Origin of the sequence: Nocardioides sp., assembly GCF_964228225.1 — a bacterium.
Taxonomy (GTDB): Bacteria; Actinomycetota; Actinomycetes; order Propionibacteriales; family Nocardioidaceae; genus Nocardioides.
In genome coordinates, this window is sequence record NZ_CAXQZB010000056.1 from 26,557 (window position 1) to 40,787 (window position 14,231).

Sequence of the window (14,231 nt, forward strand, 5' to 3'; positions counted from 1 at the left end):
CCGCCGGTCCCGCTGGTTCCGCCGGTCCTGCTGGTTCAGTCGGGCAGGTGCGGCAGGCGCAGCTCCACCAGCGCCCCGCCGGCCTGCGAGCGCCCGCGCACCAGCGAGCCGCCGACCCCGCCGGCCACCCGCGCGGCCAGGTCGAGGCCGAGCCCGCTCGTGCCGGGGCGCCGCGCGGGGGCACCGGCGAAGCCCGGGCCGGCGTCGGCCACCCGCAGCACGACCAGCTCCCCGTCGTCCACGGGGGTGGGGTGGTCGTGGCCGTCGGGCTGCGCGGCCTCGAGGCCGAGCGACACCTCGAAGCCGACACCCTGCTCGGTGTGGGCGAAGACGTTGTCGACGATCACGTCGACCACGTCGCGCAGGTCCTCGGCCGAGACCCCCACGGTGAGCGGCCCCTCGGCGAGGACGACGCGCAGCGCGCGGCCCTGGTCCTCGGCCAGCACGCTCCAGAAGTTCACCCGCTCGGCCACCACCTCGGCGGCGTCGCAGCGAGCGCTGAGGTCGCGCCGCACCGGACGACGTGCCTCGGCCACGATCGAGTCGACGGTGCGCTGCAGCACCCCGATGTGCTCCTGCAGGCGACCGGCGAGCGCGGGGTCGGAAACGGCCTCGGCGTCGAGGCGCAGCGCGGTGACCGGGGTGCGCAGGCGGTGGGAGAGGTCGCCCACGGCGGCGCGTTCGGTGGCGAGCAGCTCGGTGGTGCGCTCGGCCAGGCCGTTGAGGGCGCGGGCCAGCTCGCGGGTCTCCTCGGTGCCCCGCACCTCCGCCCTCGCCGCGAGGTCGCCCTCGCGCAGCTGGTGGGCGGTGGTGGCGACGTCGCGCAGCGGCTCGCTGATGCGGCGCCCCAGCCCGCGGGCGGCCAGGGCGGCGGCGAGCAGCAGCACCAGGCCGAGACCGATGATGCCGGCCCAGGCGCGACGCACGCCCTCCTGCAGCGCGTCGTGATCGACCGTCGCCCGAACGACGGCGGTGCCGCCGTCGACCACCACGGGCAGGAGCACCCGCCCGCGGCCGCCGCTGATCTCCCGGAACGCCTCGCCCCGCAGCGCCCTCGCGACGTCGGGGTCACCGCTCATCGCGGGGCCGGGGCCGATCTGGCGACCGTCGGCGGTGAGCACCGACGTGCTCGGCGACACCCCGTCGTCCAGCACGCCGATGATGTCGGTGAGCTGGCGGGGGGAGTCGAGGCCGGCCACGATGATGGCCACGTTGCGGGCCTCCTGGTCGGCGGCTGCCATCGCGCGGTCCTCGGCCAGGGTGCGCACCAGCAGGCACAGCGGCACGACGAACGACACGACGATGGTCGACGTGGCAGCCAGCACGAGACGGTTGATGCGCGAGCGCACGGCTCAGTCCCCGGTGTCGGCGTTGTCGGCGCTGTCGGCGCTGTCGGACGGGTCCGTGCCCGTCGGGTCGACGAGGCGGATGCCGACGCCGCGCACGCTGTGCAGGTAGCGCGGAGCCGCGGCCGACTCGCCGAGCTTGCGGCGCAGCCACGAGAGGTGGACGTCGACGGTGCGCTCCGAGCCGCCGTAGGCCTGCTGCCACACCTCGGCCAGCGCCTCGCGCTTGGTGACCACTTCGCCTGCGCGGGAGACGAGCAGGTGCAGCAGGTCGAACTCCTTGCGCGCGAGGTCGACGCCCGCGCCGTCCAGGGTGACGGTGCGGCTGCGCTCGTCGATCACCAGGCCGCCCACGCGCAGCGCCGGAGCGGCGGCGGCAGCCCCGCCGCGACCGCGCCGCAGCACCGCGCGGATGCGGGCCGCGACCTGATCGGTGCCGAAGGGCTTGACCACGTAGTCGTCGGCGCCGCTGTCGAGCGCGCGCACCATCGTGGGGTCGTCGTCCTGCGCGGTGATGACGATGATCGGCACGTCGCTGGCGGTGCGGATCATCGACAGGAGCGTCAGCCCGTCGATGTCGGGCAGGCCGAGGTCGAGCAGCACCACGTCGGGGCGGTCGCGGATGACCTGCTCCAGCCCCGCCAGGCCCGTGGCGGCGGTGGCCACGGCGTGCTCGCGCTCGCGCAGCCCGCGCTGGACCGCGGCGCGGATGGCGTCGTCGTCCTCGACCACCAGGATGCTCGGCACAGGTGGCAGGCTAGTGCCGCGGCCCTGAGCACGAGCGAGGACCGCGCCCGGCGCGCCCGCGGGTGCGCCGCGACGACCCACGGAAGGAGGCGACGATGAGCAGGTTCACGCGGCCCCGACAGCTGTCCGGCACGGCCGCCGCCGTCGGCGTCTGGTTCGTCGTCGTCGCCGTCTGCTCGACCCTGGTCTGGACGGTCATCTCCGCCGCCGGCGACAGCTTCACCCACCGCTCGAGCGCGTTGCCCGCCGCTCCCGGCAGCCCGGCCGACGGCTCGGTCGGCCCCGCCGCCACCGTCAGCACCAGTCCCGGCGCCTCTCCGTCGGCGCGCCCGTCGGGTCGGGCGAGCGGCGGGCCGTCGTCCACGGGGGCGCGCGGTGAGGCGAGCGCGGCGGGCTCGCGGGCGTCGTCCACGACGGGGGCGGGCGCGAGCGCAGGCTCCGGTGCCGGACGCGAATCGGGAACAGGCCGCCCGGGCACCACCGCTGGCGGCTCGGACGACGCGCCGCCACGGCCCGCAGGGGGCGGGGGTTCAGGATCCGGGTCGAGCGGCTCGGGCTCTAGCGGCTCGGGCTCCAGCGGCTCCGGGACGTCGACCCCGGCGCCGCCGCCGGCCACCCCCACCCGCTCGCGCACCTGGACCGGTGCGCCCGGCGTCGTCACCACCCGCTGCACCGGCCCGGTCATCGAGCTCTCCGGCGCGTCCGCCTCCGCCGACGGCTACACCGTCGAGGTCAAGGACCGCGGCCCGCAGCGGGTCGAGGTCGAGTTCGAGGGCCGCGGCGAGGACACCGTGCAGGACACCCGCGTGCGCGCCCGCTGCGTCGGCGGCACCCCCGTCTACCAGGTCGAGGCCGACGACTGACGTGCGGCGCCCGGTGGCAGATTCACCGGCCGGCCGGTGAATCTGGCACCTGGACGACGGAGTTCCGTCGTCCACGTGCCAGTTTCGTCGTCCCAGTAGCGGCAGAAATCTCGGCCGGCCGGTGAATCTGCCCCCGCCGGGCCGACTGTGGACGACGCCCGAACGCGCCGATCAGCCGCCGATCAGCAGCCGCGGTCGGGCGCGTGGTTGCCCAACCGCCAGCCACCGGCGGGCAGCTCGAGCGCCTCGTCGGGGCCGTAGGAGCCCACGGGGTACGGGAGCGTCGGGGGGCGGTGGTCGAGCACGGGCTGGCAGACCTGCCAGAGTCGGTCGACCTCGTCGGCGGAGATGAACAGGGTGCGGTCGCCGCGCATGACGTCGAGCAGGAGCCGCTCGTAGGCCTCGAGCGGGTCGGCGTCGGGCACGTCGCAGGAGAGATCGAGGCGGAAGACACCCTCGACGAGCGCCATGTCGGGCCCGGGACGCTTGGCGCGCACGTCGATGGCCACGCGGGGCTGGTCGGAGAGCTCGATAACCAGCTCGTTGGGCTCGAGCTTGCCGCCGTTCTCGGGCTCCAGCCAGCGGTGGCGGGGGTCGTGGAAGCGCACGGTGATGGTGCGGGTGCCCTCGGCCATGGCCTTGCCGGTGCGCAGGTGGAACGGCACGCCGCGCCAGCGGTCGTTGTCGACCCAGGCCTCGATGGCCACGAAGGTCTCGACCTCGGAGTCGGGGTCGACGTCCTTCTCGTCGCGGTAGCCCTCGTACTGCCCGAACACCACCCGGCGGGGGTCGAGGGGGCGCAGGGCGGCGAAGGTGGCGCCCTTGGCGGCGCGGATGGCTGACTCGCGGAAGGCGTGGGGGTCCTCGAGCGCCACGAAGCCGAGCAGCTGGAACAGGTGGGTGGTGACCATGTCGCGCAGGCAGCCGGTGCCCTCGTAGAAGCTGCCGCGGCCTTCGACCGTGAGCTTCTCGGGCACGTCGATCTGCACCGACTCGATCGAGTGGCGGTTCCACGCGGGCTCGAACAGGCCGTTGGCGAAGCGCAGCGCGAGGATGTTCTGCGCGGCCTCCTTGCCCAGGAAGTGGTCGATGCGGAACACCTGCTGCTCCTCGAACACGCCCGAGAGCACGTCCTGCAGCGCGCGGGCGGTGGCGAGGTCGGTGCCGAACGGCTTCTCGGCCACGAGCCGCGAGCGGGTGACGAGGTGCTCGCGGTCGAGCATCCCGACCATGCCCTCCACCGCGCCCGGCGGCACCGAGAGGTACAGCAGGCGTCGGACGTCGCCCAGCTGGCAGCCGGCGTCCGCCAGCAGGTTGTCCTCGGCGTCCTCGACGGCCTTGCGCAGGTCGGACCCGTCGTCGGCCGAGGAGGTGACGAAGCGGATGCGGGCCAGCAGGTCGGCGGTGACGTCCTCGTCGAGGTCCCCGACGAACTTCTCCAGCGCCGCGCGCACGCGGTCGCGGAACTCGTCGTCGGTGCCGGGGGAGTGGCGTCCGCTGCCGATCACCTGGAAGTGCTCGGGCAGGCGGCCGGCCAGGCGCAGTCGGTAGAGACCGGGGAAGAGCTTGCGCGCCGCGAGGTCGCCGCTGGCGCCGAAGAGCACGAGGACGTGCGGAGGAAGTTCGGGGGTCACGCCCCCAGCCTGCCCGCCCTGGCCAAGCGGGGTGCGTGCCGTCGGCCGGGAGCGGTGCCCCAAGTTATCCCTCGGCGTGAGGGACAGCGGGGGCGAGTGCGCCGGCCAGGGCTGCGAGGGCGTCGGGGACGACGCGGTAGAAGGCCATGCGTCCGCGTTGCTCCCGGGTCGCGAGGCCGGCTTCGACCAGCAGGCGCATGTGGTGCGAGACCGTCGGTTGGCTGAGGCCCACCGGCGCCGTGAGGTCGCAGATGCACGCCTCGCCCCCCTCGGCCGAGGCGATCAGGGAGAGCAGTCGCACCCGGGCCGGGTCGGCGAGTGCCTTGAACATCCGCGCGAGCGCGCGTGCGGTGTCCTCGTCGACCACGCCCCCGATCACCGGCGAGCAGCATGCCGCCAGGTCGACACCGTCGGACGCTGTGGTCGGCCCTCGTCTCGATGTCGCGGTGCTCACGGCACCAGCATGCCCGATCCATTGACATCTGTCGATCAGATGGCCAGGATCAATTCATCGATGAACGTGGATAGGAAGGTGTGATGATGGTGGATGGCGAGGCGCTCCCCGTGGTGGTGATCGGCGCCGGCCCGCAGGGGCTTGCGGCGGCGGCGCACCTGGTCGAGCGTGGTCTGGAACCGCTGGTGCTGGAGGCCGGGTCCGGCCCCGGCGCGGCGGTGTCGGAGTGGGGCCACCTCCGGCTCTTCTCGGCGTGGCCCGAGCTGGTCGACCAGGCGGCCCGGCGGCTTTTGGAGGCGAGGGGGTGGGAAGCGCCGGCGAGCGGATATCCCACCGGCGCGCAGTGGGTCGAGCGGTATCTCGGCCCGCTGGCCGAGGTCCTCGGTGAGCGGGTCTGGTTCGACGCCCGCGTCACGGGCGTCTCGCGCCGGGGTCGCGACCGCCTGGTCGACGCAGCCCGCGGTGAGCAGCCCTTCACCGTGCACGTCACGGACGGGGTCGGCACCGAGGTCCGCGTCGAGGCCCGTGCGGTGATCGATGCGTCCGGCACCTGGCGCACGCCCAACCCCGCGGGGGCGGACGGCCTACCGGCGCTGGGCGAGCGGGCCAACGCCGACCTCGTCTCCTGCGCCGTGCCCGACGCCGGCGTGCCGGAGCGTTTCGCCGGCCGGCACACCGTCGTCGTGGGTGCGGGCGACTCGTCCCTGAACGCGGTCATCGAGCTCGACCGCATCGCTCGGGAGCATCCCGGGACCCGGATCACCTGGGCCCTGCGGCGGGGCGGCACGACCACCACCTTCGGCGGCGGTGCGTCCGACCAACTGCCGCGCCGTGGGGCGCTGGGCATCCGTGCCCGCCGAGCCGTCGAGGAGGGCAGGGTCGAGATCGTGACGGGCTTCCGGGTCGAGCGCCTGGAGCGGGTGGCGGGCTCTGCGAACGACCGGGTGGTCCTGTGGTCCGAGGATGGACGCCGTCTCCCTCCCGCCGACACCGTCGTGGTCCTGACCGGCTTCCGTCCCGACCTGTCCTTCCTCTCGGAGCTGCGACTCGACCTCGACCCGGCGCTCGAGGCGCCGCGAGCCATCGCGGTCGAGATCGACCCGAACGTCCACTCCTGCGGGTCGGTCCAGGCGACCGGCGCTCGCGCTCTCGCCCACCCGGGCGAGCCGGGCCTCTACCTGGTGGGGATGAAGTCGTACGGGCGCGCCCCCACCTTCTTGGCGATGGCCGGCTACGAGCAGGTCCGATCGGTGGCGGCACTGCTCGCCGGCGATCTCGCTGGCGCGGAGCCTGTCGCGCTGGACCTTCCCGACACGGGGGTGTGCGGCGGATCGGGGCTGTACGACGAACCCGCGGGCGCCGAGGGCGGCGCGGGCGGCGGATGCTGTGCGCCGACGCCCTCGCCGGAGTTCGTGCCCCTCGGGCGGGCGCCACGAGGCTGAGGTGGTCAGGATGCCGTCATGTAGCGCCCGGCGAGGTCTCTGACGCGGGCGGTGAGCTCGGCGTAGGCGTGATCGAAGGCCGCTGCGCTGCCCGCTCGCACCGGATCGGGGATCGACCAGTGCAGTCGGGGCGTGGGCCCAAGCTCCTCGTGCGCCAGATCGCACACGGTCACGACGAGGTCGCCGTCGCCGATGACGCCGTCCACGTGCTGGGGGCGCACCTCGGGGAGGTCGAGGCCGTGGCGAGCGGCTGCGTCGACGGCGCCGGGGTCGATGTGGGGGGCCGGACGGGTTCCGGCGGAGAGGCCGGGGATGGGGCTCGCCTCGCGCCAGATGGCGGCTGCCAGGTGGGACCGCGCCGAGTTGGCGGTGCACACGAACACCACCCGCTCCGGCGGCAGCAGGGGGCGCGGCCCGAGGTCGTCGAGGGCGTCGGCGACCAGGCGCAGGTAGGTCCGTCGCCCGTCGCCCTCGGAGCGGTGGCGCGTGATGAGGCCCGCCGCCTCCAGGGCCCTGAGGTGGAAGGCCAGCAGGTTCGACGGCGCGCCCAGGGCGGCCGACAGCTCGGAGGGAGAGGCGTCGCCGAGGCGGAGGGTGTCGATGATCCGCAGACGCATCGCGTCCCCGAGGGCGGCGTGGACGGCGGCCCGCCGCTCCAGGTCCGAGGTTTGCTCAATGTTCATTGACTCAAGTTTGACTGAGCGACTTTGGCGCGTCAAGATCCTCCCGTGACCGCACCGCTGCCCCGCCGCCTCCTGGCCGAGTTCCTCGGCACCGCCCTGCTCGTCGCCGTCGTGGTCGGCTCGGGCATCGCCGCCCAGCAGCTCTCCGACGATGTCGGGCTGCAGCTGCTCGAGAACTCCACCGCCACGGTCCTCGGTCTCACCGTGCTCATCTTGTGGTTCGGCCCGATCTCCGGAGCGCACTTCAATCCCGTCGTCTCGCTGGCCGACTGGTTCCTCGGACGCCGCACGGGAGCCGGTCTCACGCTCGCCGACGTCGGCGCCTACGCCGTCGCCCAGGTCGCCGGCGCGATCGGCGGAGCAGTGCTCGCGAACGTCATGTTCGAGACCGGCACGAGCATCTCCGACACCGAGCGGGCCACCGGCGGACATCTCGTGGCCGAGGTCGTCGCCACTGCGGGACTGGTCGGCCTCATCTTCGCGCTCGTCCGCAGCCAGCGCGGCGCACTCGCCGCCCCTGCGGTCGGCGCCTACATCGGCGCGGCGTACTGGTTCACCTCGAGCACGTCGTTCGCGAATCCCGCGGTCACCGTCGGCCGGATCTTCTCCGACACCTTCGCCGGCATCGCGCCGTCCTCGGTGGCGCCGTTCATCGCCATGCAGGTCGTCGGGCTGGGCCTCGGCCTCGTGCTCACGCTGGTGCTGTATCCCGACGCCGGCGAGCGCGCCGACGACGTCGTCGTCCCCCACGGCCGCTGAGCACCGCGAACCTGAACATCCGACCGCCTCACCGAGAGAGGACGACCGATGACCGCCACCCGGCTGCTCTTCGTCTGCACCCACAACGCCGGTCGATCGGCGCTCGGCGCCGCCCTGGCGCGCCATCACGGAGGCGAGCGGTTCGCGGTCGCCTCCGCCGGGGTGGCGCCGGCCCCGACCGCCAGTGCGGAGACGATCGCCGTGCTCGCCGAGATCGGGGTCGACGACTCCACGCACGTGCCGACCCTGATCACCGAGGACCTCGTCGCCGCCTCGGACGTCGTCATCGCCATGAAGCCCGGTCTGGACATCCCGCGGGTCGACGGCGTCGTCTACGAGACCTGGGAGCTGCCGAACCCCGAGGGGTGGGGCGTCGCCGGGGTCCGTGAGCTCCGCGACGCGATCGACGTCCGCGTCACCGACCTGCTCGCCCGCATCTGAGATCGAGGAGACGCCCATGTCCGAGATTCGCGACATCATCATCATCGGCTCCGGGCCGTCCGGCTACACCGCGGCCGTCTACGCCGCCCGGGCGCAGCTCTCGCCCCTCGTCTTCGAGGGCTCGGTGACCGCCGGCGGTGCGCTGATGAACACCACCGAGGTCGAGAACTTCCCCGGCTTCCGCGACGGCATCATGGGCCCGGCCCTGATGGACGAGATGCGCGCACAGGCCGAGCGCTTCGGCGCCGAGCTGGTGGCCGACGACGTCGTCGAGGTCGAGCTGACCGGCGAGGTCAAGGTCGTGCGCACCGCCAGCGGTGAGTTCCGCGCCCGCTCGGTGATCCTCGCGACCGGCTCCGGCTACCGCAAGCTCGACCTGCCCAACGAGGACGCCCTCTCCGGCCGCGGCGTCTCCTGGTGCGCCACCTGCGACGGCTTCTTCTTCCGCGACCAGCACATCGCCGTCGTCGGCGGCGGCGACTCCGCCGTCGAGGAGGCCACCTTCCTGACCCGGTTCGGCTCCAAGGTGTCCATGATCGTGCGCCGCGACGAGCTGCGCGCCTCCAAGATCATGCAGGAGCGCGCCTTCGCCGACCCCAAGCTCGAGATCGTGTGGAACTCCAAGGTCGCCGAGATCGTCGGCGAGGACCGCCTGGAGAAGGTCGTCCTCGAGGACACCGTCACCGGCGAGCGCTCCGAGCTCGAGGCCACCGGCCTGTTCATCGCCATCGGTCACGACCCCCGCTCGGAGCTGCTGGCCGGCCAGGTCGACCTCGACGACGACGGCTACGTGCTGGTCAACCACCCCTCGACGGCCACCAACGTCCCCGGCGTCTTCGCCTGCGGCGACCTGGTGGACCACCACTACCGCCAGGCCATCACCGCAGCCGGCACCGGCTGCGCCTCGGCCCTGGACGCCGAGCGCTACCTCGCCGAGCTCGACCACGTGGCGAGCAGCCCCGCCGAGGCGCACGACCGCGCCCAGGCCGAGGTCGGCGCCTGAGCGGACGGCCCGGCGTCGTACCCCGGGCGGGGCGGGAACATCCCCCACCACGCCCGTGTTCAACCAAGCGAGACCATCGATCCCCTGCAGAAAAGGAGCCCTGTCGTGGGCAACATCTCCGCGGTCACCGACGCCGAGTTCGAGGCGCAGGTGCTCAAGTCCGACAAGCCGGTCCTCGTGGACTTCTGGGCCGAGTGGTGCGGTCCGTGCCGCCAGGTCGCCCCGATCCTGGAGGAGATCGCCGCCACGCACGGTGACAAGGTCACGTTCTTGAAGATGAACGTCGACGAGAACCCCGTCACCCCGGCCTCCTACCGGGTCACCGGCATCCCGACCATCAACGTCTACCAGGGCGGCGAGGTCGTGAAGTCGATCGTCGGCGCCCGCCCGAAGGCCACGCTGCTCAACGAGCTGAGCGACTTCACGGCCTGAGGAGGACGCGCCAGCGGACTCCTCGATCGGTGGTCGAGCGAGCGGCGCGACTGAGGAACGAAGTCGCGACCCGCGTGTCGAGACCCGGTCGCTGATGGCAACAGCACGTCACCGGTCCCCGTCGTCCCTGCGGACGGCGGGGACTGCTGCTTCCGGGACCGGCGCGGGGCGTACGACGCCGACGAGCCGCTCCAGGGCCGCCTCCACCTCGTCGACCCAGCTGACCGTGCTGCGCAGGTCCATCCGCACCCGCGGCACCACCGGGTGCGCCCGCTGGGTGCGGAAGCCCGTGCGCAGCCAGAAGTCCAAGGGGGCGGTGCACCCAGGTGCGCCCGGCCCGCCGGCCGCGAAGGCCTCCACGGCGCGCAGGCCGCCCCGCGTCACCAGGTCCCGGGCGGTCGCCTGCACGAGCACCCGTCCCAGCCCGCGCCCGCGGTGGCGCGGGTGCACCCAGATGTCGGTGACCAGCACCGCGTCCGGCGAGGCCGGCGCCGTCGGCACCGCGCCCGCGCCCGGTGCCAGGGCGGGCGGCGCGTAGACGACGACGGCCAGCGGGACCTGGTCGACGACGAGCACGCGTCCGCACGAGCCCCACTCCCGCAGCAGCTCGGAGACCCAGGCGTCCTTGGCCGCAGCCCGCTCGTCGGGCTCCTTGCCGGCCCGGGCCCGGTGCACCGGGTCGAGCGCCCAGGTGAGGCACTGGCGGGCGGGACAGCCCTGCTCCTCGAGGCGCTCGAGGAGGTCCAGGGTCAACGGGTGCACCCGTCGGGCCACGGCGTCCCTCCTCCCCGCAGCACGCGGGCCGGGAGCGGCATCGACCCTCGACCCGCCCACGTCGCGGCCCGCGCGTGCGTCCGGCGTCCTCATCGTTCATGCTAGGGGGATCATGGACAGCACGCCCGCGCGCACGCACACCAGCCTCGACTCCTTCGTCGACCGGTACGCAGCCCGCACCGCAGGGATGACGGCCTCGGAGATCCGAGCGCTGTTCGCCGTGGCGTCGCGTCCCGAGGTGGTCTCGCTGGCCGGCGGCATGCCCAACATCAGCGGTCTGCCGCTCGACGTGGTCGGCGGTGCGATCAACCAGCTGGTCCTCGAGCAGGGCCCCGTGGCGATGCAGTACGGCTCGGGCCAGGGCGTGCCGGAGTTGCGCGAGCAGATCACCGACGTGATGCGTCTGGAGGGCATCGAGGCCCACCCCGACGACGTCGTGGTCACCGTGGGCTCCCAGCAGGCGGTGGACCTCGTCACGCGGATCTTCTGCGACCCCGGCGACGTCGTGATCTGCGAGGCCCCGTCGTACGTCGGTGCGCTGGGTGTCTTCCGGGCCTACCAGGCCGAGGTCGTGCACGCCGAGATGGACGCGCACGGGCTGGTGCCGGAGGCGCTGGAGCAGGCGATCGCCGCCGTCAAGCGCGCGGGACGCACCATCAAGTTCCTCTACACGATCCCCAACTTCCACAACCCCGCGGGCGTGACCATGTCCGCCGAGCGGCGCCAGCGGGTGCTGGAGATCTGCCGCCGCGAGGGCGTGCTGGTCCTGGAGGACAACCCCTACGGCCTGCTCGGCTTCGACCGGGAGCCGTTGCGCGCCATGCGCGCGGACGAGGCCGACAACGTCATCGACCTCGGGTCCTTCTCCAAGACCTTCGCCCCCGGCTTCCGGGTCGGCTGGGCCCTCGCCCCTCACCCGGTGCGCGAGAAGCTCGTGCTCGCCCAGGAGTCGGCGACGCTGTGCCCGCCGCAGTTCTCCCAGATGGCGGTCTCGGCCTACCTCGCCAACCACGACTGGCAGGGCCAGATCAAGCAGTTCCGCGAGATGTACCGCGAGCGCCGCGACGCGATGGTGGGGGCGCTCGACGACCTGATGCCGGCCGGGTGCAGCTGGAACGTCCCCGACGGCGGCTTCTACGTCTGGCTGACCCTGCCCCCCGGCATCGACGCCAAGGCGATGCTGCCCCGCGCCGTGACCGCCCGGGTCGCCTACGTCCCCGGCACGGCCTTCTTCGCCGACGGCTACGGCTCCGGCGCCATGCGCCTGTCGTTCTGCTACCCCACCGCCGAGCGCATCCGCGAGGGCGTACGCCGCCTGGCCGGTGTCCTGGAGGACGAGATCGAGCTTCGGGCGACCTTCGGCGCCAGCCTCGGCCAGGACGACTCCGACCGCGGGCTGCCTCCCGGGTACGACGCGCCCGGCACCGACGTCAACTGAGGCCCCACCGCCTGCTCGTCCGGGCGTCGTCGGCCGTCGACCGGTCACCACCGGGCCGAACCCGGCGTGCGTGAGAGCATCGCCCGGTGCTCGACCTCACCTATCCCCCGATCATCGCCACCTGCAAGGTCGGCTTCCGGCTGCTCGGCCAGCGCTTCGACCTCACCGGCACCGAGCACGTCCCGCGCCGGGGCGGGGTGCTGCTGGCGGTCAACCACGTCGGCTACATGGACTTCATCTACGGCGGTCTGGCGGCGAACCCGTCGGGACGCAAGGTGCGGTTCATGGCCAAGCGCGAGATCTTCGACCATCCCGTCACCGGTCCGGTGATGCGCTCGATGCACCACATCGAGGTCGACCGGGGTGAGGGGCTCGCCTCCTTCCACACCGCGGTGGACTACCTGCGCCGTGGTGAGGCCGTCGGGATCTTCCCCGAGGCCACCATCTCCCGCTCGATGGAGCTCAAGGAGTTCAAGACCGGCGCGGTGCGCATCGCCGCCGAGGCCGGTGTCCCCCTGGTCCCCGTGATCCTGTGGGGGACCCAGCGGCTGATGACCAAGGACCACCCCAAGGACTTCTCCCGCGGCAAGACGATCGCCATCCGCGTGGGCGAGCCCCTGCACCCCACCGGCACCGACCCGGTCGCCGAGACCGCGGACCTGCGCGGTCGGATGGACCGGATGCTGGAGGAGACCATCGCGGCCTACCCGGCGCAGGAGCAGCCGCCCGGCTCCTGGTGGACCCCCGCCCGGTTCGGCGGGAGCGCACCGACGCCCGAGGAGGCCGAACGCCTCGACGCCGAGGAGAAGCGCCGCCGGGCCGAGGCCCGGCGGGCCCGTCAGGGCGACGCCTGATCCTCACTGTCGCCGCCGGTCGATACGGCGACTGATCTATTTGTCGACTTATCGCCAGATCGATTGATCGAGATCGCTGGGGCTCAGATGGGCCGGTCGTTGCGGTTGCGGGGGTCGATCACGTCGATGATGCGTCGCAGGTCCTCCAGCGAGGCGAACTCGACGGTGATCTTGCCCTTGCTCTTGCCCAGGTCGACCTTCACGCGGGTCTCCAGCCGGTCCGAGAGGCGCTCGGCGATCTCACCGAGCCCGGGGGCGGTCGGCTTGCGACGCGTCACGCGCGGCGCAGCGCCGTCACCGTGGTCCCCCACCGCGACGATCTCCTCCAACCCGCGCACGCTGATGCCCTCGGCGACCACACGCGCGGCCAACCGGTCCTGCAGGTCGGCGTCCTCGACACCCAGCAACGAGCGTGCGTGGCCCGCCGACAGCACTCCGGCGGCGACCCGACGCTGCACGGCCGGGCTCAGCCGCAGCAGGCGCAGCGTGTTGGAGATCTGCGGCCGCGAGCGACCGATGCGCTGGGCGAGCTCCTCGTGGGTGCACCCGAAGTCCTCGAGCAGCTGCGCGTAGGCCGACGCCTCCTCCAGCGGGTTCAGCTGCGAGCGATGGAGGTTCTCCAGGAGCGCGTCCCGGAGCATGTCGGTGTCCTCGGTCTGCCGGACGATCGCGGGGATCTCGGTCAGGCCGGCCTGCTGGGACGCACGCCAGCGACGCTCGCCCATCACCAGCTCGTAGGACTCAGGACCCGTCCGGCGTACGACGACGGGCTGGAGCAGCCCCACCTCGCGGATCGAGTGCACGAGCTCGGCCATCGCCTCCTCGTCGAAGACGTGGCGCGGCTGCACGGCGTTCGGGACGATCTGGTCGATGGGCACCTCGGCGAACCACGCGCCGTCGACCGGGGCGAGCTCGGCGCCGTCGGCCGTCCTGGCCGAGGGGGCGGCAGCGGGCTGCGACGACTCCTGCCCCTGCGGCTCACCACCGTCCGGCACCCCGCCGTCCGACGCTCCGGACGGCGCGAGGGACCCTGACCCCTCGGCCTCGACGGGAGCAGTGGGGATCAGGGAGCCCAGACCACGGCCGAGGCCGCGCCGAGGGGCAGGACGGGCGGTCACAGGCTGACTCCTCGGCTGGCGATCTCGCGGGCGGCTTCCAGGTACGACAGGGCGCCGGGGGAGCCCGGGTCATAGGTCATCACGGTCTGGGCGTACGACGGTGCCTCGGAGACCCGCACCGAGCGCGGGATGGCCGTGCGCAGCACCTGGTCCCCGAAGTGCTCACGGACCTCCTCGGCGACGCCGGCGGCCAAGCGGGTGCGCGCGTCGTACATCGTGAGGAGGATCGTGGACACGGCGAGC

Annotated in this window: 16 protein-coding genes; 8 read left to right on the forward strand and 8 right to left on the reverse strand. The window is 73.2% G+C overall.

The features are described 5' to 3' along the window. Nucleotides 1-35 precede the first annotated feature (35 nt). Together ACERUJ_RS14365 and ACERUJ_RS14370 are read right to left on the reverse strand one after the other, a co-directional pair. Complete coding sequence (locus ACERUJ_RS14365) at nt 36-1,349, reverse strand: sensor histidine kinase (protein ID WP_370249353.1); 1,314 nt, start codon at nt 1,347-1,349, stop codon at nt 36-38. A gap of 3 nt (nt 1,350-1,352) precedes the next feature. Next, on the reverse strand, nt 1,353-2,093 hold the full coding sequence (locus ACERUJ_RS14370; protein WP_370249354.1) for a response regulator transcription factor: 741 nt from the start codon (nt 2,091-2,093) through the stop codon (nt 1,353-1,355). A 95-nt stretch (nt 2,094-2,188) separates the two neighbouring features. On the opposite strand from ACERUJ_RS14370, the gene ACERUJ_RS14375 reads away from it, so the two are divergent. Further along, the gene (locus ACERUJ_RS14375; RefSeq protein ID WP_370249356.1) at nt 2,189-2,956 is read left to right on the forward strand and encodes a hypothetical protein; all 768 of its coding nucleotides are present in this window, start codon (nt 2,189-2,191) and stop codon (nt 2,954-2,956) included. A 182-nt stretch (nt 2,957-3,138) separates the two neighbouring features. Here ACERUJ_RS14375 and zwf read toward each other — a convergent pair whose 3' ends face one another. Together zwf and ACERUJ_RS14385 are read right to left on the reverse strand one after the other, a co-directional pair. After that, the gene (gene zwf, locus ACERUJ_RS14380; RefSeq protein WP_370249357.1) at nt 3,139-4,590 is read right to left on the reverse strand and encodes a glucose-6-phosphate dehydrogenase; all 1,452 of its coding nucleotides are present in this window, start codon (nt 4,588-4,590) and stop codon (nt 3,139-3,141) included. Nucleotides 4,591-4,654: 64 nt separating this feature from the next. Then, nucleotides 4,655-4,969, reverse strand: coding sequence for an ArsR/SmtB family transcription factor (locus tag ACERUJ_RS14385; protein ID WP_370249358.1), 315 nt, complete (start codon nt 4,967-4,969; stop codon nt 4,655-4,657). A gap of 158 nt (nt 4,970-5,127) precedes the next feature. On the opposite strand from ACERUJ_RS14385, the gene ACERUJ_RS14390 reads away from it, so the two are divergent. Beyond that, nucleotides 5,128-6,486, forward strand: coding sequence for an NAD(P)-binding domain-containing protein (locus tag ACERUJ_RS14390; RefSeq protein ID WP_370249359.1), 1,359 nt, complete (start codon nt 5,128-5,130; stop codon nt 6,484-6,486). Between the two features lie 5 nt (nt 6,487-6,491). Here ACERUJ_RS14390 and ACERUJ_RS14395 read toward each other — a convergent pair whose 3' ends face one another. After that, the gene (locus ACERUJ_RS14395) at nt 6,492-7,169 is read right to left on the reverse strand and encodes a helix-turn-helix domain-containing protein (protein WP_370249360.1); all 678 of its coding nucleotides are present in this window, start codon (nt 7,167-7,169) and stop codon (nt 6,492-6,494) included. A gap of 45 nt (nt 7,170-7,214) precedes the next feature. On the opposite strand from ACERUJ_RS14395, the gene ACERUJ_RS14400 reads away from it, so the two are divergent. From ACERUJ_RS14400 to trxA, 4 genes are all read left to right on the forward strand, one after another. Further along, nucleotides 7,215-7,928 (forward strand): aquaporin, encoded by a 714-nt coding sequence (locus ACERUJ_RS14400; RefSeq protein ID WP_370249361.1) that lies wholly within the window; start codon nt 7,215-7,217, stop codon nt 7,926-7,928. Nucleotides 7,929-7,976: 48 nt separating this feature from the next. After that, a complete protein-coding gene (locus ACERUJ_RS14405) occupies nt 7,977-8,369 on the forward strand; it encodes a low molecular weight phosphatase family protein (protein WP_370249362.1) in 393 nt (130 codons plus the stop codon). Between the two features lie 16 nt (nt 8,370-8,385). Further along, entirely contained in the window at nt 8,386-9,372 is a 987-nt protein-coding gene (trxB, locus tag ACERUJ_RS14410) for a thioredoxin-disulfide reductase (protein ID WP_370249363.1), read from the forward strand. A gap of 105 nt (nt 9,373-9,477) precedes the next feature. Further along, nucleotides 9,478-9,804, forward strand: coding sequence for a thioredoxin (gene trxA, locus ACERUJ_RS14415; protein WP_292605097.1), 327 nt, complete (start codon nt 9,478-9,480; stop codon nt 9,802-9,804). A gap of 108 nt (nt 9,805-9,912) precedes the next feature. On the opposite strand, the gene ACERUJ_RS14420 is transcribed toward trxA, so the two are convergent. Beyond that, nucleotides 9,913-10,578 carry a GNAT family N-acetyltransferase gene (locus tag ACERUJ_RS14420; protein ID WP_370037589.1) on the reverse strand — a complete coding sequence of 222 codons (666 nt, stop codon included), beginning with the start codon at nt 10,576-10,578 and terminating at the stop codon, nt 9,913-9,915. Between the two features lie 112 nt (nt 10,579-10,690). On the opposite strand from ACERUJ_RS14420, the gene ACERUJ_RS14425 reads away from it, so the two are divergent. Next, nucleotides 10,691-12,016, forward strand: coding sequence for a PLP-dependent aminotransferase family protein (locus ACERUJ_RS14425; RefSeq protein WP_370249364.1), 1,326 nt, complete (start codon nt 10,691-10,693; stop codon nt 12,014-12,016). Nucleotides 12,017-12,102: 86 nt separating this feature from the next. Further along, a complete protein-coding gene (locus ACERUJ_RS14430) occupies nt 12,103-12,870 on the forward strand; it encodes a 1-acyl-sn-glycerol-3-phosphate acyltransferase (protein ID WP_300401593.1) in 768 nt (255 codons plus the stop codon). A gap of 83 nt (nt 12,871-12,953) precedes the next feature. On the opposite strand, the gene ACERUJ_RS14435 is transcribed toward ACERUJ_RS14430, so the two are convergent. Continuing rightward, nucleotides 12,954-13,988, reverse strand: a complete 1,035-nt coding sequence (locus tag ACERUJ_RS14435) for a ParB/RepB/Spo0J family partition protein (RefSeq protein ID WP_370249365.1) — start codon at nt 13,986-13,988, stop codon at nt 12,954-12,956. Beyond that, a partial coding sequence (locus ACERUJ_RS14440) for a ParA family protein (protein WP_370249366.1) occupies nt 13,985-14,231 on the reverse strand: 247 nt, incomplete at its 5' end. The genes ACERUJ_RS14440 and ACERUJ_RS14435, both read right to left, overlap by 4 nt.